Annotated in this window: 19 protein-coding genes; 8 read left to right on the forward strand and 11 right to left on the reverse strand. The window is 61.8% G+C overall.

Annotated features, from left to right (window positions below):
- Nucleotides 1–4 precede the first annotated feature (4 nt).
- Nucleotides 5–1,507, reverse strand: coding sequence for an MFS transporter (locus tag KDL09_RS13170; protein WP_294385754.1), 1,503 nt, complete (start codon nt 1,505–1,507; stop codon nt 5–7).
- A gap of 111 nt (nt 1,508–1,618) precedes the next feature.
- On the opposite strand from KDL09_RS13170, the gene KDL09_RS13175 reads away from it, so the two are divergent.
- Both KDL09_RS13175 and KDL09_RS13180 read left to right on the forward strand, forming a co-directional pair.
- Nucleotides 1,619–2,644, forward strand: coding sequence for a methyltransferase (locus tag KDL09_RS13175; protein WP_294385757.1), 1,026 nt, complete (start codon nt 1,619–1,621; stop codon nt 2,642–2,644).
- A gap of 52 nt (nt 2,645–2,696) precedes the next feature.
- Complete coding sequence (locus tag KDL09_RS13180; RefSeq protein WP_294385759.1) at nt 2,697–3,209, forward strand: hypothetical protein; 513 nt, start codon at nt 2,697–2,699, stop codon at nt 3,207–3,209.
- Between the two features lie 72 nt (nt 3,210–3,281).
- On the opposite strand, the gene KDL09_RS13185 is transcribed toward KDL09_RS13180, so the two are convergent.
- From KDL09_RS13185 to KDL09_RS13200, 4 genes are read right to left on the reverse strand one after another with little or no spacing between them, the layout of a single operon-like run.
- A complete protein-coding gene (locus KDL09_RS13185; protein WP_294385762.1) occupies nt 3,282–4,115 on the reverse strand; it encodes an aldolase in 834 nt (277 codons plus the stop codon).
- Between the two features lie 39 nt (nt 4,116–4,154).
- Nucleotides 4,155–5,249, reverse strand: a complete 1,095-nt coding sequence (locus tag KDL09_RS13190) for an iron-containing alcohol dehydrogenase (protein WP_294385764.1) — start codon at nt 5,247–5,249, stop codon at nt 4,155–4,157.
- The gene (locus tag KDL09_RS13195; RefSeq protein ID WP_294385767.1) at nt 5,246–6,457 is read right to left on the reverse strand and encodes a class I SAM-dependent RNA methyltransferase; all 1,212 of its coding nucleotides are present in this window, start codon (nt 6,455–6,457) and stop codon (nt 5,246–5,248) included. Before KDL09_RS13195 ends, KDL09_RS13190 begins: the two co-directional genes overlap by 4 nt.
- An 8-nt stretch (nt 6,458–6,465) precedes the next feature.
- Nucleotides 6,466–7,158: an outer membrane lipoprotein-sorting protein gene (locus KDL09_RS13200; protein WP_294385770.1), complete on the reverse strand. Its 693-nt coding sequence runs from the start codon at nt 7,156–7,158 to the stop codon at nt 6,466–6,468.
- Between the two features lie 55 nt (nt 7,159–7,213).
- Between KDL09_RS13200 and KDL09_RS13205 the strand changes: the two genes are divergently transcribed.
- From KDL09_RS13205 to KDL09_RS13225, 5 genes are all read left to right on the forward strand, one after another.
- Nucleotides 7,214–8,701 carry a glycosyltransferase family 39 protein gene (locus KDL09_RS13205; RefSeq protein WP_294385773.1) on the forward strand — a complete coding sequence of 496 codons (1,488 nt, stop codon included), beginning with the start codon at nt 7,214–7,216 and terminating at the stop codon, nt 8,699–8,701.
- Nucleotides 8,702–8,719: 18 nt separating this feature from the next.
- Nucleotides 8,720–9,430: a glycosyltransferase family 2 protein gene (locus KDL09_RS13210; RefSeq protein WP_294385777.1), complete on the forward strand. Its 711-nt coding sequence runs from the start codon at nt 8,720–8,722 to the stop codon at nt 9,428–9,430.
- A 60-nt stretch (nt 9,431–9,490) separates the two neighbouring features.
- Nucleotides 9,491–10,462 (forward strand): hypothetical protein, encoded by a 972-nt coding sequence (locus tag KDL09_RS13215; protein ID WP_294385780.1) that lies wholly within the window; start codon nt 9,491–9,493, stop codon nt 10,460–10,462.
- A 115-nt stretch (nt 10,463–10,577) separates the two neighbouring features.
- Nucleotides 10,578–11,663, forward strand: a complete 1,086-nt coding sequence (locus tag KDL09_RS13220) for a TIM barrel protein (protein WP_294385783.1) — start codon at nt 10,578–10,580, stop codon at nt 11,661–11,663.
- Between the two features lie 47 nt (nt 11,664–11,710).
- A complete protein-coding gene (locus KDL09_RS13225; protein ID WP_294385785.1) occupies nt 11,711–13,861 on the forward strand; it encodes a RecQ family ATP-dependent DNA helicase in 2,151 nt (716 codons plus the stop codon).
- A gap of 8 nt (nt 13,862–13,869) precedes the next feature.
- On the opposite strand, the gene KDL09_RS13230 is transcribed toward KDL09_RS13225, so the two are convergent.
- The 3 genes from KDL09_RS13230 to KDL09_RS13240 are packed head-to-tail and all read right to left on the reverse strand — an operon-like array spanning nt 13,870 to nt 18,781.
- Nucleotides 13,870–14,319, reverse strand: a complete 450-nt coding sequence (locus tag KDL09_RS13230; RefSeq protein WP_294385789.1) for a hypothetical protein — start codon at nt 14,317–14,319, stop codon at nt 13,870–13,872.
- Nucleotides 14,320–14,362: 43 nt separating this feature from the next.
- Nucleotides 14,363–16,048 (reverse strand): hypothetical protein, encoded by a 1,686-nt coding sequence (locus KDL09_RS13235; RefSeq protein WP_294385792.1) that lies wholly within the window; start codon nt 16,046–16,048, stop codon nt 14,363–14,365.
- Between the two features lie 24 nt (nt 16,049–16,072).
- On the reverse strand, nt 16,073–18,781 hold the full coding sequence (locus tag KDL09_RS13240) for a hypothetical protein (RefSeq protein ID WP_294385794.1): 2,709 nt from the start codon (nt 18,779–18,781) through the stop codon (nt 16,073–16,075).
- 161 nt (nt 18,782–18,942) lie between these two features.
- Between KDL09_RS13240 and KDL09_RS13245 the strand changes: the two genes are divergently transcribed.
- The gene (locus KDL09_RS13245; protein ID WP_294385796.1) at nt 18,943–19,305 is read left to right on the forward strand and encodes a cupin domain-containing protein; all 363 of its coding nucleotides are present in this window, start codon (nt 18,943–18,945) and stop codon (nt 19,303–19,305) included.
- 6 nt (nt 19,306–19,311) lie between these two features.
- Here KDL09_RS13245 and KDL09_RS13250 read toward each other — a convergent pair whose 3' ends face one another.
- The 3 genes from KDL09_RS13250 to KDL09_RS13260 are packed head-to-tail and all read right to left on the reverse strand — an operon-like array spanning nt 19,312 to nt 23,719.
- The gene (locus KDL09_RS13250) at nt 19,312–22,389 is read right to left on the reverse strand and encodes a PSD1 and planctomycete cytochrome C domain-containing protein (protein WP_294385799.1); all 3,078 of its coding nucleotides are present in this window, start codon (nt 22,387–22,389) and stop codon (nt 19,312–19,314) included.
- A gap of 42 nt (nt 22,390–22,431) precedes the next feature.
- Nucleotides 22,432–22,752, reverse strand: a complete 321-nt coding sequence (locus KDL09_RS13255) for a hypothetical protein (protein WP_294385802.1) — start codon at nt 22,750–22,752, stop codon at nt 22,432–22,434.
- A gap of 7 nt (nt 22,753–22,759) precedes the next feature.
- Nucleotides 22,760–23,719, reverse strand: coding sequence for a phosphatidate cytidylyltransferase (locus tag KDL09_RS13260; protein WP_294385805.1), 960 nt, complete (start codon nt 23,717–23,719; stop codon nt 22,760–22,762).
- Nucleotides 23,720–23,785: the final 66 nt, after the last annotated feature.

Below are 23,785 nucleotides of genomic sequence, written 5' to 3' on the forward strand. Positions count from 1 at the left end.
CCTCTCAACCTTCCTCAGCCTTCGGTTCCGGCAGCAGGAAGCCGAAGAGGAAGCTGACCACCACGATCACGCTGGCGACGATGCCCGCAGCTTTCGCGACGTGCAGAGGAAGCAGCGGTCCGCTGCCGGCGAGCATCGGAGCGACGAGGTTCGTTGTAACGAAGGCCATGCTCGTGCCGATCATGCGTCCGCCGACATTGGTGGCGAAGCTGCCGCCCGTGCCGCGCAGATGCATTGGAAACACCTTGGGCAGGTATTCACCGAAGTAGCTGAACTGCGCGACGGTGAGGAATCCGCAGATGCCGTAGGCCCAGAGGAAACCCTGGCCTCCCTGGTGGAAGAAATAGAAATAGGTAACCGGGAGAACGATCAGCGCCGGAATCTGGAAGATCTTGAGCAAGGCCACGCGGCTGATGCCGATGATGAGCAGGATCGCGAGCGCGATTCGTCCCATGAGGCCGCCCATTTCCTGATGGAACTGCACGGTGTTCGCCATCTCCTTCACCTTGTCATTGAGCGGCTTCTGCTGGCCGAAGTTCTCTTTGATCTGTCCGACCAAGGCCACACGGGCCGGATCCGTCGGCGGCACTTTTTTATCGATCAGCGCGTTGAGCTGGGTGTTGAGGTCCTCGCCAGCCTTGCGCAGCGGGGCGAGCGCCTTGGCTTCCTGCTTGAGCTCAGGCAAACCGGGTGTCACGCGTGCCACGGTGACCTGCAAGGCGCCGAAAGCGATGCCATAAGCGCACGCGGACAGCGCGGCGGTCACCAGTGTAACGCGGCGCAGCTCGGGTGCGAACAGAGCGCCAAAGCTTGGGCGCTTGAGAGTGCCGGCGGCCTTGCGGTCTTTCCAGATCTTCGATTCCGGCACAAACGGCAGCAGGATTGCGATCGGGAGGGCCGGCAGGATGCCGGTCATGAGCAGGTAGCGCCAGGTGGACGGATCATTGGATCCAAGGCCGGCCGGCAGTCCGATGTGCGGCATGTCCGCCCCGTGTTTGGTGATCCAAACACTGACCATGGTCACAAAGACGCCGCCGATGGATGCAAAGGCCTGCGTGATGCCCATCCACTTCTCTTTCTGCTTCTTGTCCTCGAACACTTCCGCCAGCCAGGTGATCGCTGCCACGAACTCGACGCACACACCGATGAAGGTGGTGCTGCGGAAGAATACGAACATCTCGATCGAGGTCGAGTAGGCCGCCGCGAACGGCGAGAACGAGTACATGAAGATGCTCGCCGCCATGATGGTCTTGCGGCCAAACCGGTCCACCAACCAGCCGCCCAGCAGGCCGAATACACCGCCGCACAGCGCTGCGATCCACAGCAGGCTGCCGACCCAGCTCGTGACGATGGGGTTGTTCATCGGCAGCTTCAGAAGCTCCGCGATTGCCGGCGCCGCGACCAGCGGCGTCATCAGCAGCTCATAGGTGTCAAAGAGGAAGCCGATGCTGGCGATGATGATGATGAGCCAGTGAGTGGTGGAGAGCTTGGGTGCGGGAGTGGACATGGCGGCGCGATGCTGTCAGGAGTTGGGAGGCAAGTCAACGGGGCGCGTGCCGGAACTCTTTTTCATTTCTTCCGTTTCTTTCCGGCCCGATCTCGGAATCTTCGCCCCACCATGCCGCACGACCTCACCTCCGCGCCCGCGACTGACCCTCTCAACATCTACCGCTATCGCGACAGCCTCTATGCGGTGGACATGATCACGGCGGCGCTGGGATTTGATTTCTTCACCTGGCTGGCGGCGAATCCTTCATCGCTGGCGGGCATCTGCGACCACTTTGGTTTCAGAGAGCGGCCGGTGGACACGATGCTGACATTGTTCGCGGCCAATGGCTGGGTGGAGGATCGCAGCGGCACGTTTCATGCCACGGCGACGGCGCAGGAGCATCTGCGGGCGGGCTCGGTGTGGGATGTGTGTCCTTATTATGCATCGCTGCATGATCGCCCCATCGCGCGAGACTATTTCGAAGTGCTCAAGACCGACAAGCCCGCGGGCTGGAGTGGCGACAAGGCGGCGTTCGACTGGCACAAGGCGATGGAGCAGGAGGACTTCGCGCGGAAGTTCACCGCCGCGATGGACTGCCGCGGGCTTTATCTCTCGCAGGCGTTGGCCAAGAAGCTCGATCTCGCCGGACGCTCCTGCCTGCTCGACATCGGAGCGGGCAGCGGCATCTACGCGTGTGCGATCGCAGCGCAGCACACGCACTTGAAGGCCGTCGCGTTTGATCAGTCGCCGGTGGACCGCATCGCTGCCAAACTGATCGAGGAGCGCGGCTGTGCGGATCGTGTGAGTGTGGCGACCGGCAACATGTTTGATGGCCTGCCGTCAGGATGCGACGTGCATCTCTTTTCGAACGTGCTGCACGACTGGGGCGTGCCGGAAGTAAAGAAGCTGCTCGCCGTTTCGCATGCCGCTTTGCCTGCTGGCGGACTGCTCATTATTCACGATGCGTTCATCAACGCGACGAAGAACGGTCCGCTGCATGTGGCTGAGTACTCATGCTTGTTGATGCATTCCACGCAGGGCAAATGCTACAGCACCGGCGAGTACTCTGCACTGCTTGATGAAGCCGGATTCGATCCCGGCGACTATCATGACACCGCCGTCGCACGCGGATTCATGACCGCGATTCGTCGTTAAAAATTAGTTTGTGCAAAGAAACAGAGTTGTCGTATCGTCTCAGAGTTCGCTTATGAAGCTACTCACTCTGCTCTCCTTGTTCGCTCTGGCCGCCGTCGCGCGTGCCGAGACCACCCTCACCATGACCGGTTTGCACAACTGCTGCGGCAGTTGCGCCAAAGGCATCGTTAAAGCCGGCACGAGTGTTGGCGAAGGCGTTACTATCGATCTGCCTGAAAAAAGCAGCACCGCCACCATCACCACCAAGAAGAAGGGTGATGCCATGAAAGCCGTCGAGGCGATCATCGCCGCTGGTTACTTCGGCAAGGTCGAAGGACAGGAGACCGCCGCCGCTCCAGCATCCACCACGCCTGAGACCAAGATGACAAAGGCCACCGTTTCCGGCGTGCATCTCTGCTGCAAGAAGTGCGAAACCGCCGCCGCCAAGGCCGTGGCAACGGTTTCCGGCATCACCAAGCACGACATTGTTTCCAAGGCGACCTCCTTCACCGTCGAAGGCGAATTCACCAAATCTGAGCTGGCTGCCGCGCTGAATGCCGCGGGCTTCGCCGGCGAGATCAAATAATCACCGCAACCAACAACGAGCGGGGCCGGGGTTTTGCGAAAGCAGCCCCGGCTTTCTTTTTGTCCGCGCGTCTTACTTCACCATCGCCAGCGCAGCGTCCACGCTCGCTCCGTCGTGCACCATGGCCATCAACGCACGGGTGATGCCTTTCGGATTCGGATGCTGGATGACATTGCGGCCGTAGACGATGCCTGAAGCGCCCTGTTCGAGGAGACCTTGGGTGCGTTCGAGGATTTCGCGATCGCTCACACGACCGCCGCCGCGCACAAGCACCGGAATGCCTGAGGCGGCTTCGATCACCTTGTGATAGCGGCTCACGTCGTCGGTCGGATCGGCCTTGATGATGTCCGCGCCGAGTTCGACGGCCTGACGCACGAGGTAGGTGATGGCCGTTTCATCGCCATTGACCATGTAGCCGCCGGCTTTTTCATTCGGTTGGAACACCAGCGGCTCGACCATCATCGGCACGCCGTAGTAATCGGCCTGCGGTTTGAGCTTGAGGATGTTCTCCACGCACTCGGCATGCACTTCGGGCGCGCCGGGAATCTGGAAGAGGTTCACACACACGCAGGCGGCGTCATAACGCACGGCCTGCAGCATGCAGTCCTCGATCATGAGGCTGAAGCGGCGGTTTTCAGGCAGCGTCTTGCCGTAGATGTTCGCTACGTCGGTGCGAAGCACGAGACTGGGTTTCTCGCGGCCCGGAATCTCCTGCAAATGGCGCGCCATGCCGAGGGTGAGCTGGATTGCATCCGGTGCGGCATCGACGAGCACCTCGATGACCTTGCGCATGTCTTCGATGCCCTGAAGGAAACCGGCCTGATTGAAGAAGCCATGATCGACGGCGACGTCGAAGCAGCGGTTGGACTTGGCGTTGAAGAGGCGTTTGAGGCGGAAGGATTTCATGGTGGGGTTTGTTAAAGCGAAGAGAAGGGCGGTCAACTTTCACAGAGCCGCTTTCAAGATCGTGACCAGTTCGTCATGCGTGAGCGAAATCGGATTGGCCTTCATGCTGCTCGCGGCGGCGGCTTTGCGCGCGATTTCATCGAGATCGGCTGCCTGAATGCCCCAGGCGCTGAGTTTGGGGATTTGCATACGTGCGGTGAGTGCATGGAGCCAGGAAACGGCGTCGCTGCCGAGCATCGCGTCGATTTGATCGAACTTGGTGCGGTTCGATACGCGTTTTGCATTCGCTTCCCAAACCGGAGCGAGCAGCGCTGCGCAGACGGCACCGTGTGGCGCGTGGAACATGCCGCCGATCGGCGCGGCGAAGCCATGCACGGCACCGAGACCGGCGTTGGCGAGAGCGATGCCGCTGTTGAGGGCGCAGAGCGCCATGTCTTCGCGCGCATCGAGATCGTGGCCGTTTTGGAACGCGCGTTCGAGCGAACGGATGGCGCGCTGAATGCCGTCGAGGCACAGCGCATCCGTCATCGGCTGCGCACGCGAGCAGACAAAGGCTTCGAGGCATTGAGTGAGCGCATCCATGCCGCTGGCGGCTGTGACGTTCGGCGGGACATCGACCGCGAGTTCCGGATCGATCAAGGCGACGCACGGCAGCATCGAGAGATGTCGCAGGCTGGCCTTCACGCGGTGCTGCTCACTGGCGATGACGGCGTTGCGTGTGGCCTCGGCCCCCGTGCCTGCGGTGGTCGGAACGGCGATGAAGGGCGGCGGCGAGGCTTCGAGCGGTTTGCCTTCGCCGATGACTTCGATGTAGCGCATCAAATCACCCGGCTGAGTGCTCATGGCGGCGATGGCCTTGCCCGCATCGACCACACTGCCGCCACCGATGGCGACGATGACGTCGGCGTTGAGTTGTTTCGCGAGTTCGACTCCGCTTTGGATGTCTTCGACGGTTGGCTCGCCGCGAATCGATTTGATGCCGGCATGCGGCAGCCGGGTTTCCCATTGTTGCGGGCGGCTGCCGGTCACGAGCAGGGTTCGCTGACCAAAGCTGGCACAGAGATTCGGCAGTTCGCGCACCGTTCCGCGTCCGAAGACGATGCGCTGGGCGGTGGCGAATTCGAAGCGGTTCATCGGCTGAGCGTCATGACGCATTCGAGATGCTTCGTCTGCGGGAAGAGGTCGAACGGCTGCACGGTGCCGAGCTTGTAGCCCGCTTCGGTGAAGAGAACGAGGTCGCGCATCTGCGTGGCGGGATTGCAGGAGACATAGACGACTCCTTTCGGGCCGAAGGCAAAGAGCTGCTGCAGGAACTCCGGGCTGCATCCGGCACGCGGCGGATCGATCAGCACGACGGTGTCGCCTCCGGCGTGCGGCACGTCCTGGAAGACGTGCTGCGCATCGGCGGCCATGAAGCGGCAGTTGGTGAGCGCGTTGATCTCGGCGTTGTGCGCGGCTTTTTTGACCGCGCTTTCGGAAATCTCGACGCCGATGACCTGCTCGAAGTCGCGCGCTCCACAAATCGCGAAGAGGCCGCTGCCGCAGTAGGCATCGACGAGATATTTCGCGCCGGTGGCCTTCGCTTCGTCGATGGCGTGACGGACGAACTTGGGCAGAATGAAGGGATTGTTCTGGAAGAAGTCGCCGGCCTGGAACTCGAAGCGGACACCATCCACGTCTTCAACGGCGATTTCATCGTTGCGGGTGAGGACGCCGTTCTTCGCGGCGCGCATGAGCAGCGTGGCGCCGTTTTTGAAGGCGTCGGCGTTGGCACGCGCCCGCTCGCGCACGGCGGCGAGCTGCGCGTTCAGCTCAGGCATCGCGATGGGGCAATGTTCAACATCGACCATCGCGTTGCGAGTGCGCGCACGCAGGAAGCCGATGGCCCCGATGCCGCCACTCTTCGGACGATGGAAGTGCGGCGTGATCTTGGAGCGGTAGCCGTATTCGACGGGTGAGGGGATGACCACGCGCACCGGATGCTCGATCTTCGCCATGTGTTTCAGCAACTCGGCCACCTGACAGCGTTTCGACTCAAGCTGTTCCGCATACGCGAGGTGCTGATACTGGCAGCCGCCGCACTGACCAAAGAGAGTACATTGAGGCGCGACACGATTCGGTGCCGGTTCCAGCACCTCGACGAGATCCGCCTCGCTGTAGTTCTTGTGATTGCGGAAGACACGGCACTTCACCAGCTCACCGGCAAGCGTGAACGGGATGAAGACCACCCAGCCATCGACGCGGGCCACGCCGGCACCTTCGTTGGTGAGGTTCTCGATCCGAACGTCGAGCTCCTGATGATAGGCAAAGGGATGCGGATTGAACTTGCGCGGCGGTTCCATGCGTCGCGTCACTTCTTCACGGGGTCGTCCAGCGTCATGTAGGTGCGTCCTTTGACGTCGCCATTGAAGGGATTCAGGGATTCGATCCGCAGTTCCTTCAAAGTCGTGGCTCCGTCCACTTTCTGCACCTTGGTGACCTGATAGCGTTTCACCACCTTGCTGTTCCGGTCATAGGCTTCCATTTTCGCCGCGCCGCCGCTGCCCTGATGCACCCAGAGATCGACCACGTAGTAGGGGCCCTCGCGGCTCGGGTTGGTGACACGCACGATCCAGCACTTCTGTCCGCTGACACGGCCTTCACCCATGAGCTGTGGACGTGGCCAGTAGAGGAAGGCGAGGGAGAGATCCTCGTAGTTGAACTCCATGCCGCGAACCTTGTCACCATGCTGGCCGGCAGGCACCACCGAAGAACCGCCCTGGCGCACCTGATAAAGCGTGGCGGGCTCGGTGTTCAGGTCGAGGTGGACGATCTCCGGCGGAGGGTTTTTGAAAAGAAAACGCATGACCCGGTCTTCCATCGTGAGCGTCAGGGGTTCGACACGCCCGGTGGCATCGTCGCGAAGCTGGCCGTTCATCTTGTGATTCTGCAGCGCGTAGCTCAGGCGCACGATGCGGAGGATTTCCTCGGCCGTTTTCGGCTTGGCGTCTTCGGCACGCACGAGGGATGCGAGCAGCAGCGGAAGCAGGAAGAGACGTTTCATAAGAGTGGGAGGGTTGGAGACGACACTTTGACATGCGGGCGGCGTCCTCTATTCAATGCGCTCAACCACCATGCAGCGCCAGCGCTTTCTCTTCGCCGCCCTGGGCCTGCTCACGCTCTGGCGCTGGGCGCTGCTGCCGACGCTGGAACTCTCGCCGGACGAGGCGCTGGCGGTGTTTCGCGTGAAGCATGGGCAGATTGGCAGTTTTTTCGAAATGGGACCGCTAGTGCCCCTACTGGCCCGACTGGGCATGCTGTTCGGCGGCGAAGGCGAATTCGGCGTGAGGTTTTTCGCTCCGCTGCTCGCGCTGGCGGCGTCACTCGCGATCTGGCGGTTGATGCGCGGGCTTTTTGATGAGCAAATCGCGGGCTGGGCGGTGGTGATCGTCAATGTGCTGCCGGCCTTCAACCTCGCCGCCGTGACGCTGACGCCGGCGACGGTGATGTTTGCTCTGGTTCCTGTGGCGGCGCTGTGCCTACGCATCGCACTGCTGCATGCGAATCCGCTGCACTGGGGTTGGTGGGCTGCGGCCGCATGTGTGATGGGCTCGGTGCTGGTGCAGCCGCCCGCTCTTTCGACGATGGCTGCGGTGGCCCTGGTTTTCGCGTTGCCGAAGCGGCTGCGGCATCATCTGCATGGTTCGGGGTTTGTCGTGATCGTCGCAGCGTGGCTCGTGGCGGTGCTGGGCTGGTTCATCTGGCAGTGGGGAAATGGTTGGCCGTTTTTCAGCTCAGGGCGCTGTCTGCCGGAGTGGCGGCTGATTCCAAATCTGCTGCGCTGGATCGTGCTGGCCTCGCCTCTGTTGCTCGGATTGTTCGTGATCGCCGCACGCGCGGGATTTGCCCAAGCGACACTGATGTCTCACCGCAGTCTGCCGCTGGCGATGCTGCTGCCGCTGGCAGGCATCGATTTTCTTTACGGCCCGAACGAACCTTGGCCGGACATGGGCGGCGCGGTGTGGACGCTCTTCGGCGCGATGCTCCTCGCCCATCGCGGCATGGTGACAGACCGCATCGCCGTCGAGGAAAAGATCAGCCTGCGCACCATCGCCATCGTGCTCGCCGCGTTGCAGAGCGCCTTCCTGCTGCAGACGGATCTTCCGCGCACGCTCGGTCTGCCATGGCGCTTCTCGCAGAGGTCCGGCATCGCGACGGACTACCTGCGCATCGTTTCCGCGGATCCTTCCAGTTCCATGCGTGGCTGGCGTGAGAGCGCGAAGCTCGTCGCCGGTGTGCTCCAAAAGGCGGAGGGCAGGGAGTCCTGGTTCGTCCTTGCCAGCGACTGGCCTCTCGCCGTCGAACTGGACCACTATCTCGGTCAAACCGAGTCCGTGAGATCTGTGCAGGACGATCTGGGCGCCTTCACCGGCCGCAGTGCGATCTTTGTCACCGATGACTTCGACGCCGTCGAGCCGCCGGAGGCGGTGAGGGCGCGGTTCGAGGGCTTTGAGGTGCTCTCCGTCGCCCGCATCATGCATGCCGGGAACGAGGTGCGCTGGCTGAAAATCTTCGCTTGCCACCATGGTCGGAAGCCCGACTCTTGACGCCCTTTTTGCCAGCACATGTCCGCCTCGCCCGCCATTTCCGTCGTCGTGCCTCTTTATAATGAGGAGGACAATGTCGTGGAGATGCAGCAGCAGATCGATGCCGCACTGATCGGTCGCGATTACGAACTCGTGCTCGTCGATGACGGTTCCAAGGATCAGACGCTGGCTCGTGTGAAGCCTGGCGATCGAGTTCGTGTGATCGTCTTTGAAAAGAACAGCGGACAAAGTGCCGCCATGCATGCAGGCATCCACAGTGCGAAAGGCGATGTCATCGTCACGCTCGACGGCGACCTGCAAAACGACCCCGCCGACATTCCGGCGATGATCGCGAAGCTCGAGGAGGGATTCGACCTCGTGTGTGGCTACCGCGCCAAGCGCAAGGACACCACCTTCAAGCGCTTGCAGAGCCGCATCGCCAACTTCGTCCGCTCGCGTTTCGTCGGCGACCACGTGCGCGACACCGGCTGCACGCTCAAAGTCATGCGTCGTGACTGCCGCGAGGCGCTGCTGCTCTTCAATGGCATGCACCGCTTCATTCCCGCGCTCATTCGGAACATGGGCTGGCGCGTCACCGAAATGCCTGTGAACCATCGTCCGCGCATTCACGGCGTGAGCAAATACGGCTTCGGCAACCGTGCGCTGCGCGCCACGATGGACATGTTCGGCGTGCGCTGGCTCAACAGCCGCCGCACGCGCTACAGCATCCGCGAAGAACGGCACGGTTGATGCGTTTCTGTTGTTGACGAGAGCGCCGTTGCTCCGGCATGCTGTTAAAATCTTAAACAGATGAACCTGCGCGAACAACTGCGACAACTTCTGCCTGAGATCCTGCCGCATGATCCCGCGGACTCGATCAAGGGCACCGAACTCATCCGCCTCGTGCGTCTGCGTCTCGGTGAAGGCTACAGCGACGCCACCCTGCGCTACCACTTTTCCATCCTCAGCTACGATCCCACTTCGCCCATCGCGAAGGTGGATCAGGGGCAGGGCTACTACCAGCGGCAGAAGAAAACCAGCGGTGGCAGCAACGGTGCCACCCGCCAGGGATTGTTCGACGGCGAGACCGAGAGCGATCAATGCTGGTCCCGCTACCTGCGCATGGTCGCCATCTATGAGCGGCTCTGCCTCCAGCGCTCGCGCTATCCTTTCCTGCTGAACCGCAACAGCAGCGGCGCCCCCAGCATGGAGGGCGAGTGGGACATCCCCGACCTCGTCGTCGCCGACTGGGATCTCGACGCCGGCAGCGATGAAGCGCCGCGCTTTGACGCCGCCATGCTCGATCTTCGCCGTCATCTCGGCGGACCCGAGGTCGGCATCAGCGGTATTCGGCTCAAGCTCAACGTCTCCATCGAAAACTTCAGCGCCGACTTCTTCCAGGCCCTCAGCGCCACGCGCTGGACGCTGCAGAGCGAGATCGTCTTCGCCGAAGGATTGAATGACGAGGCGCTTGTCGATGCCCTGCGCAGCCTCGGCCATCAGTTCGGCGTCGGCATCAGCAGCCTTGGCATCCCGCTTTCCCAGCTCGATGAGCTTCCCTCCGCCAAGGAGCTCCGCGCCATGAGCGCCGCCGAGTTCGAGGCGGTGCACACCTTGCTGCGCATCCAGAAAATCACGCTTCCCACGCCTCGCAATGGGATCGACTGGCCTGCGCTCAACGCCCTGCGCAAAAAGCACGACTCCGTCGCCGACCTCGTCCGCTGGCTCTCCGAATGTCTCGCGAAGCGACAGCCGGAATGGGTGGGTGGAGTGGTGAGGTAATTATTCACGTTTGATCAATTCAAATTTGAAATCGTAAATCGCGATTCAGGTAGGAAGGCTGCTTGAATGCATCAGGGAGAAATGATTCTCCCTCCACTTGCGTTCCTTCACCTCCATGAACCGACGCGCTTTTATGACCTCCGCCGCTGCTTTTGCCGCCGTGCTGCCGGCTTCGGCGGTGTTGCGCGGGAAGCGGATGGGCATTGTCATTCATTCCTATGGGAAGCGGTGGAAGGGGAAATACTCGAACCTCAAGTATCCGCCCTTTGAGCATGCGCTCGATGTGCTGGATCATGTGCGGGATCTCGGAGTCGGTGCGCTGCAGATCCCGGTGAACGGTTGGACGAGCGAGTTTGCGGGCAAAGTGCGCGCTACCTGTGAATCCTACCGCATGCAGCTCGAAGGCAGCATCACGCTGCCGAAGAACGAGAACGATGTGGCGCGTTTCGAAAACGAACTGCGCATCGCCAAGGAGGCGGGCGCCACGATCTTCCGGTCCGCCACCGGCGGGCGGCGCTATGAGCTTTTTACCACCTTGGAGGGGTTCAAGCACTTCAAGGATGGCGCGTTCAAGTCCATGCAGCACGCCGAGCCGATCGCTCGGAGGCAGCGGGTACGGATCGGCATCGAGAATCACAAGGATTTCCACGCCGCCGAACTCGCGGAGATACTTGGACGTCTCAGCAGTCCGCATATCGGCGCCTGTGTGGACACGGGGAACAGCATCGCGCTGCTTGAAGATCCGATGCAGGTCGTCGAAACGCTCGCGCCCTATGCTGTGACGACGCATATCAAAGACATGGCCGTGCAGGAGACGCCCACCGGATTTCTGCTCTCCGAAGTGCCGTTGGGCGAAGGCATGCTCGATCTCCCACGCATGATCACCGTTCTCGACAAGGCAAACCCGCAAATCGGTTACCATCTGGAGATGATCACGCGCGATCCGCTGGACATTCCCTGCCTAAAACCCGGTTACTGGGCCACTTTCCCGAACAAGCCAGGCACCGAACTCGCCCGCACGCTCATGATGGTGCGCGCACACAAGGCTGAAAAACTCCCCAAGGTCACAGGGCTCGGTTTGGAGGATGCCTTGGATTTTGAAGAGGCCAACATCGTGAAGTGCCTGCGAGCTGCGGGTGAGACGCTTGGTTTTGATCCGTCACTGCCTGAGAAGACGGCACAGAAGAAGGACGAGCATTGAGCATGCACGGTTGAGGAATCCCCCAACGCATTCATGATGCGCTGCTCGTGTCCGAACCTCTTCCAGCCGCCGACTCCACGCCGATCCATGACGCCAAACTGGCGCTGCAGAAGTATTTCGGCTTTCGCGAGTTCCTCGATGGCCAGGAAACGGTGATGGCGAGCATTCTGGGCGGCCGTGACACGATGGTGATCATGCCCACGGGCGGCGGCAAATCGCTCTGCTACCAGCTTCCCGCCATGGTGATGGAAGGTGTGACCGTGGTGGTGAGTCCGCTCATCGCGCTGATGAAGGACCAGGTGGATGCGCTCGAACGACGCGGCATTCCGGCCACGCTGATCAACAGCTCGATCTCGCTCGGCGAGCAGCAGGAGCGCATCGAAGCGCTGCGGCGTGGCGACTACAAGCTCGTCTATGTCGCGCCGGAGCGTTTCCGCAGCCGCACGTTCACGAATGCACTGCGGCAGGTGCAGATTGCCCTCTTCGCAGTCGATGAGGCGCACTGCCTTTCGCAGTGGGGCCATGATTTTCGGCCCGATTACATGCGGCTGGGCGAGGCGCTGGAACGGCTCGACCGCCCGCAGGTCGTCGCCCTGACCGCCACCGCCACGCCGGAAGTGCGTGAGGACATCCTGAAGACGCTCGCGCTGCGTGATCCGTTTGTCACGATTCGCGGTTTCGAGCGGCCGAACCTCAGCCTGCACATCGTGCAGACGAAAAACAACGGTGACAAATACGACCGTCTCAAAAAGACGATCGCCCAATACAAGACGGGCATCGTGTACTGCTCCACGCGCAAACGCGTCGAGGAAGTCGGCGAGGAGTTGCGCTCATGGAAGCTGAAGGTGATCGAATATCATGGCGGGCTCGACGACAAGGAGCGTGAGTCGCGCCAAACGAAGTTCATCACGAAGAAAGCCGATGTCGCCGTGGCCACGAATGCCTTCGGCATGGGCATCGACCGCTCGGACGTGCGGTTTGTCGTTCACTTCGACGTTCCCGGCAGTGTGGAGGCCTATTATCAGGAAGCCGGTCGCGCCGGACGCGACGGCGAGCCTTCACAGTGTGAGCTGTATTTCAATTTCGCTGACACCCGGACGCAGGAATTCTTCATCGACGGCAACAACCCGGGCGTGGACATTATTCGCAACGTCTATCAGACGCTGCTGAACACCGCCGACTCCAACCACGAGGTGCAGGCGTCGATTGATGACATCACCGACCGATCCGGTGCGAAGAACAGCATGGCGATTGGATCCGCTCTCAGCCATCTCGCACGCAACGGCTACATTGAGCGATTCGACATTCCCGGGAAGCGCATCCGTGGCACGCGGCTGCTGCAGCCAAATGTCCTGACGCGCGACCTGGAGTTCGATCTCGAAGCGTTGCGCGAAAAAGACCGCCGCGACCGCTCGAAGCTCAAGGCGATGATCGAGCTGTGCTACGATGACAAGGCCTGTCGTCAGGAGCAGATTCTTCGCTACTTCGGCGAGACAGAGAGCGCGCCCTGCGGCACCTGCGACGTGTGCAAAGCCGAAGGTGTGCAACCGCCGCGTGAAGGAACGCCCGACGAAGTCACGATGCTGCGCCAGGCGCTCAGCGGCATCGCCCGCATGTCCGTCAAGCACGCAGGCGGCTGGGAGGGCCGCTTTGGCAAAGGCCGCATCATTCAGATGCTTGTTGGCAGCAAGTCGAAGGAGATCGTCGATGCCGGCCACGACCAGCTCACGACCTACGGCCTGCTCAAGAACGTCGGCACGCAGGCGCTGCATCCGCTGTTTTCCGAACTCGAAAAACTCGGCCTCATCGAAACGAGTACAGGCGAGTATCCGAAGGTCACGCTCACCTCACGCGGTGCCCAGGTGATGAAGACCGGCGAGAATGTGAAGATGCGCTGGCCTTCGATGCACGAGCCGATGACAAAGCCCAAAGGAAAGACGGCGATGAATGAGGAACTCGCCGCGAAGGAGCTCGGATTCGACGATGTGCTTTTTGAAAAGCTCAAACGTCATCGCACTGCGGTGGCGGAGTCCGAAGGCGTGCCGCCCTACATCATCTTCAGCAACCAGACGCTGGAGTTCATGACGCGGCTGAAGCCGAAGACAATCGAGGCGGGATTGAAGATTCGCGGGGTGGGTGAAAAGAAAGCGAAGGAATACCTGCCGGACTTCATTCAGATCATCAAGAAGCACGGCTGACCGACGGATCAGTAGCGGACTACGGGGCGTTTCACGATGCGCGCCTTGCGGATGATGTCGGCAGGATGCTCCGGAGTGCCGCGGTTCATGAAGTTGTCGATGCTCTGCGTCGCATCGAGGATGCTGCGCACCTGGCCTCCGATAGTGGGGGCGGGATTGAGATAGTCGTCCATTCCTGCCACGGCCTTGTAAACGACGGACATCTCGACCACAAAGATGTCATCGAGGCGATAGAATTCGCTGCCGGTGAGCAGACCGGAGCCGACATCGCCCGTCGGTCGCGACGGTGATGCAGGACGCAGGGTTTTGTAGAGCCGTGCGCGGGTGACGGGAAGCTCAAGGCTGCGCAGACGGCGCTCGTAAACCTGACGGCGGCCGTGCTCGTCCTGCGGAAGCGTGCTGCAACCTCCGGCTGTGAAAACAAGGACGAGAAGCAGGAGGGCGTGACGCAGATTCATGCGGTGAACCTGATGCCACCTCGCAACGAATCAACCACGGTCTTCACTTTGCCTCTGCCGCTGTGCTGAAGTGTGTGGCTTCACTGGTCCGAGGTGTGGCGGTGAGACCTTTATGAAAGTCTGTCTGGGCGGGGAGTCTGGCAATGGCCTCGGTCAAAGCGGCCTGTGCGGTGACGATGTCCGGGTGCTGCAGCGTGATGCCGGCGAGTGCGAGGACATCACCAACCGCGGGATTTTTGGAGGATTCGACGAGAAGCTGCTGAGAGAGATGCGCGGCGGGGATGTCGTCCAACTGAATGGCCAGGTCGGCGATGCGGCGCAGGATGGCTTCGTCGAGGTGTTCGCGGGGAATCTTCTGCAGTGTGCGCAGAGCCTGGAGATATTGCGCGGCGGCGATCTGCCGCTGCGCCAGCTGCTGCAAGGCGGGGACATCGCCAGGGAAGCGTTTGAGGAACGCCTCCCAGAGCATGGCTGCGGAGGGCTCGCCACGCAGGGTGATGTCGATTTCGGTGAGCAGACGCCAGCCTTCGCGATCAGTGGCGGATGATTGGAGGTGAGCGGCGAGGAGATTACGTGCTGCATCGGGGGCATTGCCATCTGCGAGCGCCTGAGCGAGCTGCAAGGCGGTGAAGCGGGCGCCGAGACCGGTCATCAGTTCCGTGAGTTCTCTTCCACGACCGATCTGAGGAGCAAGCGTGTGCAGGCGGGCGAGCACTCGTGTTTCACCGAGGGCGGCGAGTCGGAAGAACAGCTCGCAGGCGATGCTCGTCTGGCTGGCGCGGTCGGCGATGCAGGCGCCTTCATTCAGCCAGCGAAGATAGCCAGCGTTGGGGCTTTTCGTCGCGGCCAGTTCTTTGAGCGAGCGTCGGTGATCGGGACATGTGCGAAGCTGGCGTTCGATCCAGGGGAGGAGTTCGGCGGCCTCCCCGGCAGTCTGGGTGGCAAGCAGGGCCCGCTGCATGAGGCGCTCGGGAATGGGCTCTTTTGCTTTCAACGAACGCAGTTCATCGAGCACGATGCGGCTGGCCTCGGCATACCGGGTGCCTTCGAGCAGCAGCGTGACTTGGAGATCGAGCGCGTCTTCGCGCTGACTTTCGGTGAGACGCGTTTGCGACGCATCGAGCCAGACATTGACGACCCGCAATGCTGCAGCGGGACGACGGGCGAGGCGTGCGGCTTCGGACAGACGCAAAATGTTTTCCCAGGTGGCGGCCGGAGACTCGCAGGCGCGCTCGTGGATTTCGACGGCGAGGTTGAGCTCGTGGTTTTCCAGGGCCTGGGAACCGAGCAGCTCGAGGGCTTCGATCTTGTTCTGTTCCTCAAGACGCTCGCCGGACGCGGAAATGAAGAGGCGGCTGTCGTCGATCAGCGGTGCGTCTGCGCGTGTGAGCTCCACGAAGAGCAGGGCGGTGTTCAGTGCGCATGGCGCATGCACGGGCCCCTGCTGCACGGTGAGCTGGCGCACTCGCTGTTCGGGCATGGCCTTTTGCCAGGTTTGCAGGGCGCGCATTTCTCGATCTGGAAGTGTGGCGAGCTGAAGGACCGCGGGCTGTTGCAGGTGCTTCGGCGCTTGTGCGAGGCTGGCTGCGATCTCGGTTCGGGTGGCGTCGAGCGAAGAGGTGTCTTCGGATGACACGCCATCGTTTGCATGCAGGCGCCAGCCCCAGGTAACTGCCAGAGCGGTGTAGGAGAGTATGAGCAGGCTGATTTGGCGGGAGTTGCGTGACATGAGAGCGTCGAAAGGATGAAAAGATCAGCGCATCGCAGCCTGGGTGGCGGGAGGCAGGGACTGGAGGGAGACAGTGGCGCGGCAGGCGACCTCGAGGTGCACGATGCCGTTCGCATCGGCATGCGCGGTGTAGGGGCGGCCGTTTTCGAGATAGGCGCACTGGCCGCGCGGCTCAAAGCCGCCAAAGACGAGTTCCACCGGACGCAGATCGCGCACCTGAACGGTGGCACGGCGTGAAGCGAGCTCCATGAACTCGACCGACGTGCTGCCTTCGACGAGATGAAGATGCTGTGACGGATTGTCCTTCGTGAGAACGAGTTCAGTCCCCGCAGCACCCATGGTGTGGATGTAGAGCTGGCCCTGATGAACATTGTAGCCGGACACGCCCCGGCAGCGCGCCATGTCCGGCACGCCCGCAGCGGCTGGCAGGCGCAGTGTGCGGCAGTCGCCTGCATTCAGGATGATCCAATGGTCCGCACCGGCACGCAGGATGCGGGTTTGGTGTGCGTCGCGAATGCTTGCGGCATAGGCGGCGGCGGTCATGGCATGGAGGGGCTCGCCTGCGCATGCGTTGAAGGCTTTTTCCAGCGTGGCGATGCCCTGCTCGGTGTGCGCATCGGCGAACGAGCAACGGATGGCGACGGGCTCCAGGCGAACGGAGCGGGAGCCGGGGGCCGCGGCGACTGCGTCGGCACCGGATGTGCCAGGAAGCGTCTCAATGCTCATCGCACGGCAGTAGCGCAGGGCTTCAGGCGACGGGGTCGAATTCGCGGGCCAGAGCATGAGATTGACGTCTTTGCCCACCGGCAGCAGACGTCGATGAATGTAGCTCATCGAACCGGCGATCTCGCGCTCCATGTCACGGCGCGTTGTTTGCGCCCGGTCATTGAGCGTGCTGCTGATGGCCATGCCGGCGGTCCACTGCGACGGACGCGTGAAGGAGTTCGAGGCGGCCTGGATCTGCGGCATTTCGAAAATGCTGCGGCCGATGTGCTCGAGACGCGCGGCTTCGGTGGCCTGCTGGCCGGGCAGCCAGGCGCGCATGTCGGCCTCACACACGGAAACCGTCACCGGCAGCAGGAAGCGGTCGAGAATGCGGTCGCGCATGACTTCGGAGCAGAGAGGGAACCCCGGAAGCGTCGAAGGAGTGGAGAAGCCGGTGCTGTCGATGTGACTGAAGAACACACGACGGCCTTCACGGGTGGTGGTGTCGGGAGCAGGAGCGCTGCGATCGGCTCCGAGCCACTGCGCGAGGAAGGCCGGGAGGTCGATCTGTGGACCGGCGGCGCCTGCGGCCGGATCCATCCATGCACCACCCCAGTTCGTGAGGAAGGCCTGGTCGAAACGATACCGAGTTCCCAGCGAGTCCTGACCATGCAGAGCGAGCACGATGTGTGCGTCGGCCGGTGCTTCGAGGTCGAGAAAACCGAGCGTTCGGGCGGTGATCTTCGTGTTGGCGCGCAGCAGGGCGGAGTCCGTGCCTGCGACGTTTGTTTTGACCAGACCTTCAGCGGGCTGGGCGCGTCCGCCGAGGCCAAGATGCTGCACCGCGTGCTGTCGTGCGGCGCTGTCCGTCCAAGGCATGCCGGTGAGCAGCAAAGGAATGTTTCGAGCCTTCAGGGAAGGCAACCAGGCGGCCAGGGTGCGCTGCTGTGCGGCACTGAGGACGAGGCTGGAGTCGAGAACGACGGCGGCGAATGAATGGTCCTGCGGAAGGAAGTCGGTGCCGCTGGCATTGCGAAAGTCGAGTTCACAGCCGAGCCACTCGAGCGGCTGGCGCAGCAGACGGGAAGTTGTGGTGGTCTGCGGCGCGGGGGCCTTCTGGCCCACGTGTTTTTCATCCCAGCCGTGCAGCACGAGCACGCGGCGGGAGACTTCCTCCAGCGGACCGAGATTGACGCCATCCAACGCCGGTGTGGTGATGAACGGGAGGGTGCTCATGCTGGTGAGGCGTTGCGCGGCCTCGCGGCAGGCGGTGCGGTCGTCAGCAGGTGCGTAATCGACGGCAAAGACACGCATGCTCTGCAATTGAACGGTGCGGATCAGACGTGAGAGACGCTGTGTTTCCGCAATCGGGTTCCAGTCCACCGATCCGTTTCTGCCTTCGCGCGTGTAAACACCTAGGGCGAGGAAACCGTCGGCGATGTGAACGGCCTGAACGCCGAGACCGACGCGGAGATCGAGCAGAAGGTGCTTGTCGGGGTAACGCTGGCGCAGCGTGGCGGCGAGACTCAGCACAGCCGCGCGTGCGGCGGGGTTCGACTCTTCTTCACCAAGGCTTAGGACATAGCCGTCGAATCCCTTTTTGGCCGCCGGATCGGCGAGCGCTTCGACCACCCAGGCGATCCACTGCGGATCCGTGGGATCGACAATGCGCACGCGCTCGTCTGAGGCGGAGGGTTTAGAAGAAACCTGACGGTCTGCCGTCAGGAGTGCGGCACGCGTTCCGGTGCGCACGTGAGCGACGTCCAGCAGCGCGAAGAAGTGGTTTCCCTGCGCATGACCGGGCTCCATGTCGAGTTCGGCATGCGGGTGGAGAATGCAGAGGTCGAAGGCGGCAAGCGAGCGGGCGTCGGGCTGCAGCGATTGATCGACAAACAGGCTGCGATAGGCCGGCAACTGCGCCGCCATTCCCGAGACTGCGGTCAGTCCCAAAAGGGCCGCTGCCATGAACTTCAGCAGCGCACCGGAGGATGAGCGCTGGAACCGGGGAATGGGTGATGCAGAAGGCATGACAGGGTGCGTTTGGCTTTCAAAACTGCGAACGCTGTCACGATAGAGTTTCAATACTTGGAAGCAATGCACGAGGCGCCGCCTTACAAACAACTTACCTCCCTCACAGAACCCAAAAATCAGTCGCCAAACGTGTGTGCAGGGGAATCGTCGTGCCCGCCATGAACTCCTCTCCTGTCCGCACCTTTGCTGAAGGCATCCTGATCGACCAGCCGTGGGGAAAACTCACCTGGCTGGCGTCGCGTGAGATGGGCAACTCGACGACGATGACTTTTGGCCGCGTGATCATCCCGGCGGATCAGACCAACCCGCGTCATCGCCATCCGAACTGTGATGAAATTCTGCACCTGCTTTCCGGGCGTCTCGAACACAGTCTTGGCGACGAAAAGTTTCTCCTCAATCCCGGCGACACGATCTCGATTCCCGCCGGCCAATGGCACAATGCGCGGGCGCTGGATGGCGTGGATGCCGAGATGGTGATCTGCTTTTCGTCAGCGGATCGGGAGACGGAGTTTGAAGGCTGATTGGGATCACCCCTTCGTCACCACTTCGTCGAGATTCATCACCAGATTCGCCACCATGGTCCATGCGGCGAGCTCGGCGGGATTGAGTTTCTCATCGGGCTTCGACTCACCGTAGCTGATGGCCTTCTTCGCTTCCTCAGGCTTCGCGGTGTAGCTGGCGAGGTGCTTTTCGAAGTCCTGGCGGATGATCTCGGCTTCCTGGGCGGTCGGGAAGCGGCCGGTGGAGGTTCGGAAGAGAGCGGTGATGCGTGCGTCGGTGCTGGCGTTGGTTTGCATCACGCGCTGGGCGAAATTCCGCGCGGCCTCGAAGAACTGGATATCGTTCATCAGCGTGAGCGCCTGCAGCGGAGTGTTGCTGCGCTCGCGGCGCAGGCAGTAGCTCTCGCGGTTCGGCGCGTCGAAGGACGTCATGTTCGGCGGCGGTGCGGTGCGCTTCCAGAAAGTGTACAAGCTGCGACGGTAGAGCGACTCGCCGTGATCCTGGATGTAGTTCTTTGTGTTACTTCCACCGAAGGCTACGGGCTCCCAGATGTTCTCGGGTTGATACGGGCGCACGCCCTTGCCGCCGATCTTTGGACTGAGCAAACCGGACACAAACAGGGCCTGATCGCGCACTTCCTCGGCATCGAGCCGGAAGCGCGGACCGTGGGAGAGCAGGCGGTTCTCCGGGTCCTTCTGGACGGCGAGATCGGAATGCTCCGCGCTTTGACGGTAGGTGTGCGACATGACGATCATCCGCACGAAGGCCTTCATGTCCCAGCCGCTCTCGCGGAAGGTGACGGCGAGCCAGTCGAGCAGTTCGGGATGGCTCGGCGGTTCGCCTTGCGAGCCGAAGTCGTTGCTCGTCTTCACGAGACCGATGCCGAAGAACTGCTGCCAGAGGCGGTTGGCCTGCACGCGGGCGGTCAGCGGATGCTGCGGACTCACGAGCCACTTCGCGAGATCGATGCGGGTGTATTCGGGTTGCGTCGGCAGCGGAGGGAAGATGGCGGGCGTGCCGCGTGTGACCTTGTCCTTCGGCTTGTCATACTGGCCGCGCTCCATCACGAAGCTCTCGCGTTTCTCCGGCAGATCAGCCATCACGAAGGTGGCGGGAATCACGGCGTCCAGCGCCTTCTTCTGTGACTCGAGCGCGAGTTTCTCGCCGCGCGATCCTTCCACAAGGCTGCGGGCGCCTTGATACTCGTTTTCAAACCACCACTCCTGCAGACGTTCCGCATCCTTCTTCGACCACTCGGCGGGCTTCTTGCCACGCACGAGCGTTTGCAGGTCGTTCGGCAGTTCGGCCACGCGCTTGCCCTGATTTCGTTCGATCCATTTGCTCCACGACCATTGCGGATCCTTCGCGGGATCAACGCGCGAACTCATCGCCAGCCGGTCCCAGTACACCGTGCCGCCGAATTGCGTGAAGGCGTATCCCGTGATCTTCATGCCGGGCTTGAGACCGACTTTTTCCACCGACACTTCGAGCCTCACCCATTTGCCGGCCTCGGGCAGTTTGCCCATCATCACGCGTTCAGGCGTGCGCACTTTGCCAAAGGGGATCGCGCCTTCCTCGCCCCACACGGCGCGGTTGTTCCAGCCCGCGGTGTGGAACTGCAGCATGACGGCCTTCGGCGGGTTCTTTTCATCAATGAAACACTGCACGCTGATCTTGCCGTTCGGCGGAACTTCAAACTTCCCGCCGTTGGCGAAAAAGTCCTGCGCCACACCGGTCGCGGTGCGTTTGAGCGCAGCATTGCCGCTGAAGACCGGGCCTTTGTCCTTCGTGACAAACTCCGTTGGCGCACCGGCCACACCCACGTTCGCTCCGGCGGGGAAGGCATCTTCAAACCACACCACTTCGCTCGTCTGCACCGGAGGTGGCGGCTGCACGGTGGCGGGATCGACGTAGTTCAGCGTCTTGATTGCTTCGCGGATCTTCGTCTCGGCGGCGGCGATCTTTTGATCGATGTCAGCGAGCTGCTTCTTCTGCTCGGCGCTGCTCAGGCGCAGGATTGGCGGCGTGAGCAGGATGTTGCCATCCATCGCCGGATCAGCGGCGCTGTTGAAGAAGGCATACATCGAGTAAAACTCCTTCTGCGAGATTGGATCGAATTTGTGATCGTGGCACACCGCGCAACCGGCAGTGAGGCCCATCCACACCGCCATCGTCGTGTCCGTGCGATCCACGGCGTAGCGATAGATGAACTCCTCGTTGATCGATCCGCCTTCGCTCGTCGTCACATTGCAGCGATTGAACCCGGACGCGATCTGCTGGTCCACGGTCGCATTCGGCAAAAGATCGCCCGCGAGCTGCCAGATCGTGAACTGGTCATACGGCAGGTTTGCATTGAACGCGCGCACCACCCAGTCGCGGTAGGGCCACATGCTGCGCTCGTTGTCGAGATGCAGGCCGTGCGTGTCTGCGTAACGCGCTGCATCCAGCCAGTAGCGGCCCATGTGCTCGCCGTAGCGTTCGGACTTCAGCAGCCGTGCCACGACTTTCTCGTACGCGTCCGGACTCGTGTCGGCGAGAAATGCATCGATCTCCGCGAGCGTCGGCGGTAGACCGGTCAGATCGAGCGTCACACGGCGAATGAGCGTCTCCTTCGAAGCCTCCGGCGAAGGTACAAGTCCTTCTTCCGTCAGCCGTGCCTGAATGAACGCATCGATCGGATTGCTGACGGGGCCTTTGACCTGCAGCGGAGCCGTTTTGACCGGCGCTTCAAAGCTCCAGTGCTTCTTGTACTGCGCACCTTCCTTGATCCAACGCTTCAAGATCTCGACCTGCTCCGGCTTCACCTTCTTGTTCGTGTCCGGCGGCGGCATCACGTCGTCTTCATCATGCGAGAGAATGCGCTGGATGATCGTGCTCGCGTCCGCGTCGCCCGGCTTGATCGGAAACGCGCCTTCGATGGCCGTGAACGCACCTTCCGGCACATCCAGCCGCAGATCCGCCTTCCGCTTCTTCGCGTCAAAGCCATGACAGGCAAAGCAGTTGTCACTGAGGATCGGCCGGATGTCGCGATTGAAGTCCAGCTTCGTCGCGGCGGATGCTGCGAGCGGCAGGAGGACAAGGGCAAAAAGAAGTCGGCTGTTCATGTGGGACGTGAACAACGTCCGAAACACTCCGGGGCTTTCCGTTCAGCGGCGTCTGCGAGACTTGGCGTGACGTCGTTCCAGACTCTTCAGGCCATGCCGGGCCTGGTTTGCCTTTTGCCAGAACAGTGATCGAAAAAGCAATGCCACGCCTGCCCCCAGAAACCACCAGCTCAAGTCCCACGATTGTGAGGCCTCTTTCATGCTCTCGGCCACCAGTTCCAGTTTTTTCATGGCCACCTCTTCAGAGTCGCCAGCACCGAATGGTGTCGCCGCCATGCTGCCACCAAAGATCGCACATCCGCGCAACCGCAGGACGGCACCGATCAGGATCAGGAACAGCGCTGTTTGCCGCGTGATGCGCATGCGGCGTTCATCGGAAGAAATACCCCGTCACATGGAAGAAAACCGGCGCGGCGAAGGCGAGCGAGTCGAGCCGGTCCATGAAACCGCCGTGGCCGGCGATGGCGCCGCCCCAGTCCTTTACGCCGCGGTCACGTTTGATCGCGGACATCACAAGGCCGCCTGCGAAACCCATGATCACGACAAGCGCCGCCATGCCGGCCGCCTGAGCAATCGTGAACGGCGTGGCCCACCACAGCGCTGCGCCAAGCGCCATGGTCGTCAGACCGCCGCCGATGAAGCCTTCCCACGTTTTGCCCGGGCTCACGTTGGGCGCGATTTTTCGTCTGCCGCAGGTTTTGCCCCACACGTACTGCATCACGTCGCTCATCTCCACGATGGCGACGAACCAGAAGAGCAGCTTCGCGTTGTGCCCATTCAACGCGGGCAGATCGAGCCACAGAATCGCCGGAGCGTGGCTGATGCAATAGACGCAGATCATGAGCCCCCACTGGATTTTTGCCGTGCGTTCGAGAAACCGCTCGCAGTCACCGGCCAGCACGGTGCGCATCGGCACAAACAGGAAGGCATAGACGGGGATCAGGATGAGAAACATGCCGTACCACTGCGTGGCCAGATAATAGTAATGCAGCGGCGTGATGATGAAGAACACCCAGAACAGTGTGCGGTGGTCGCCCGGTTTCGTCGGCGTGAGCGTGATGAACTCCCGCAGCGCCATGAACGAGCACAACCCGAAGAGCACGGTCGTGCCGACATTCCCGGCCGCCAGAGCCGCCGCAAAGACTGCGACCATTCCCCACCATGCCCTGGTGCGCGCGTTCAGATTCATCATCGTCACCTTCGCGGCGTCGGACGATGCCCTCTTCGCCAGCGCCCAGCCGATGACCGAGGCGATAATCAGCAGCCCCAGGGTGCCGCCGAACAGGTAGAGGAGCGTCGGATCGTTCGCAGAACTGAAGGGATGCTTCATCGGACCAAGCAATAGCACCATCTCCCCGCATCCGGCGAGAACTATCCGCGTGGCATATGAATGAGG

The sequence above is a fragment of the Prosthecobacter sp. genome, assembly GCF_020439865.1.
In the GTDB taxonomy this organism is placed as follows: Bacteria; Verrucomicrobiota; Verrucomicrobiia; order Verrucomicrobiales; family Verrucomicrobiaceae; genus Prosthecobacter.

Bases quoted from the DNA above. Each gene is read 5' to 3' on its own strand.
- KDL09_RS13195 (WP_294385767.1), bottom strand. From the start codon at position 6,457: ATGGAACCGCCGCGCAAGTTCAATCCGCATCCCTTTGCCTATCATCAG.
- KDL09_RS13180 (WP_294385759.1), top strand. From the start codon at position 2,697: ATGAAGCTACTCACTCTGCTCTCCTTGTTCGCTCTGGCCGCCGTCGCG.
- KDL09_RS13170 (WP_294385754.1), bottom strand. From the start codon at position 1,507: ATGTCCACTCCCGCACCCAAGCTCTCCACCACTCACTGGCTCATCATC.
- KDL09_RS13220 (WP_294385783.1), top strand. From the start codon at position 10,578: ATGAACCGACGCGCTTTTATGACCTCCGCCGCTGCTTTTGCCGCCGTG.
- KDL09_RS13230 (WP_294385789.1), bottom strand. From the start codon at position 14,319: ATGAATCTGCGTCACGCCCTCCTGCTTCTCGTCCTTGTTTTCACAGCC.
- KDL09_RS13175 (WP_294385757.1), top strand. From the start codon at position 1,619: ATGCCGCACGACCTCACCTCCGCGCCCGCGACTGACCCTCTCAACATC.
- KDL09_RS13240 (WP_294385794.1), bottom strand. From the start codon at position 18,781: ATGCCTTCTGCATCACCCATTCCCCGGTTCCAGCGCTCATCCTCCGGT.
- KDL09_RS13260 (WP_294385805.1), bottom strand. From the start codon at position 23,719: ATGAAGCATCCCTTCAGTTCTGCGAACGATCCGACGCTCCTCTACCTG.
- KDL09_RS13250 (WP_294385799.1), bottom strand. From the start codon at position 22,389: ATGAACAGCCGACTTCTTTTTGCCCTTGTCCTCCTGCCGCTCGCAGCA.
- KDL09_RS13205 (WP_294385773.1), top strand. From the start codon at position 7,214: ATGCGCTCAACCACCATGCAGCGCCAGCGCTTTCTCTTCGCCGCCCTG.
- KDL09_RS13200 (WP_294385770.1), bottom strand. From the start codon at position 7,158: ATGAAACGTCTCTTCCTGCTTCCGCTGCTGCTCGCATCCCTCGTGCGT.
- KDL09_RS13215 (WP_294385780.1), top strand. From the start codon at position 9,491: ATGAACCTGCGCGAACAACTGCGACAACTTCTGCCTGAGATCCTGCCG.
- KDL09_RS13245 (WP_294385796.1), top strand. From the start codon at position 18,943: ATGAACTCCTCTCCTGTCCGCACCTTTGCTGAAGGCATCCTGATCGAC.
- KDL09_RS13210 (WP_294385777.1), top strand. From the start codon at position 8,720: ATGTCCGCCTCGCCCGCCATTTCCGTCGTCGTGCCTCTTTATAATGAG.
- KDL09_RS13235 (WP_294385792.1), bottom strand. From the start codon at position 16,048: ATGTCACGCAACTCCCGCCAAATCAGCCTGCTCATACTCTCCTACACC.
- KDL09_RS13190 (WP_294385764.1), bottom strand. From the start codon at position 5,249: ATGAACCGCTTCGAATTCGCCACCGCCCAGCGCATCGTCTTCGGACGC.
- KDL09_RS13185 (WP_294385762.1), bottom strand. From the start codon at position 4,115: ATGAAATCCTTCCGCCTCAAACGCCTCTTCAACGCCAAGTCCAACCGC.
- KDL09_RS13255 (WP_294385802.1), bottom strand. From the start codon at position 22,752: ATGCGCATCACGCGGCAAACAGCGCTGTTCCTGATCCTGATCGGTGCC.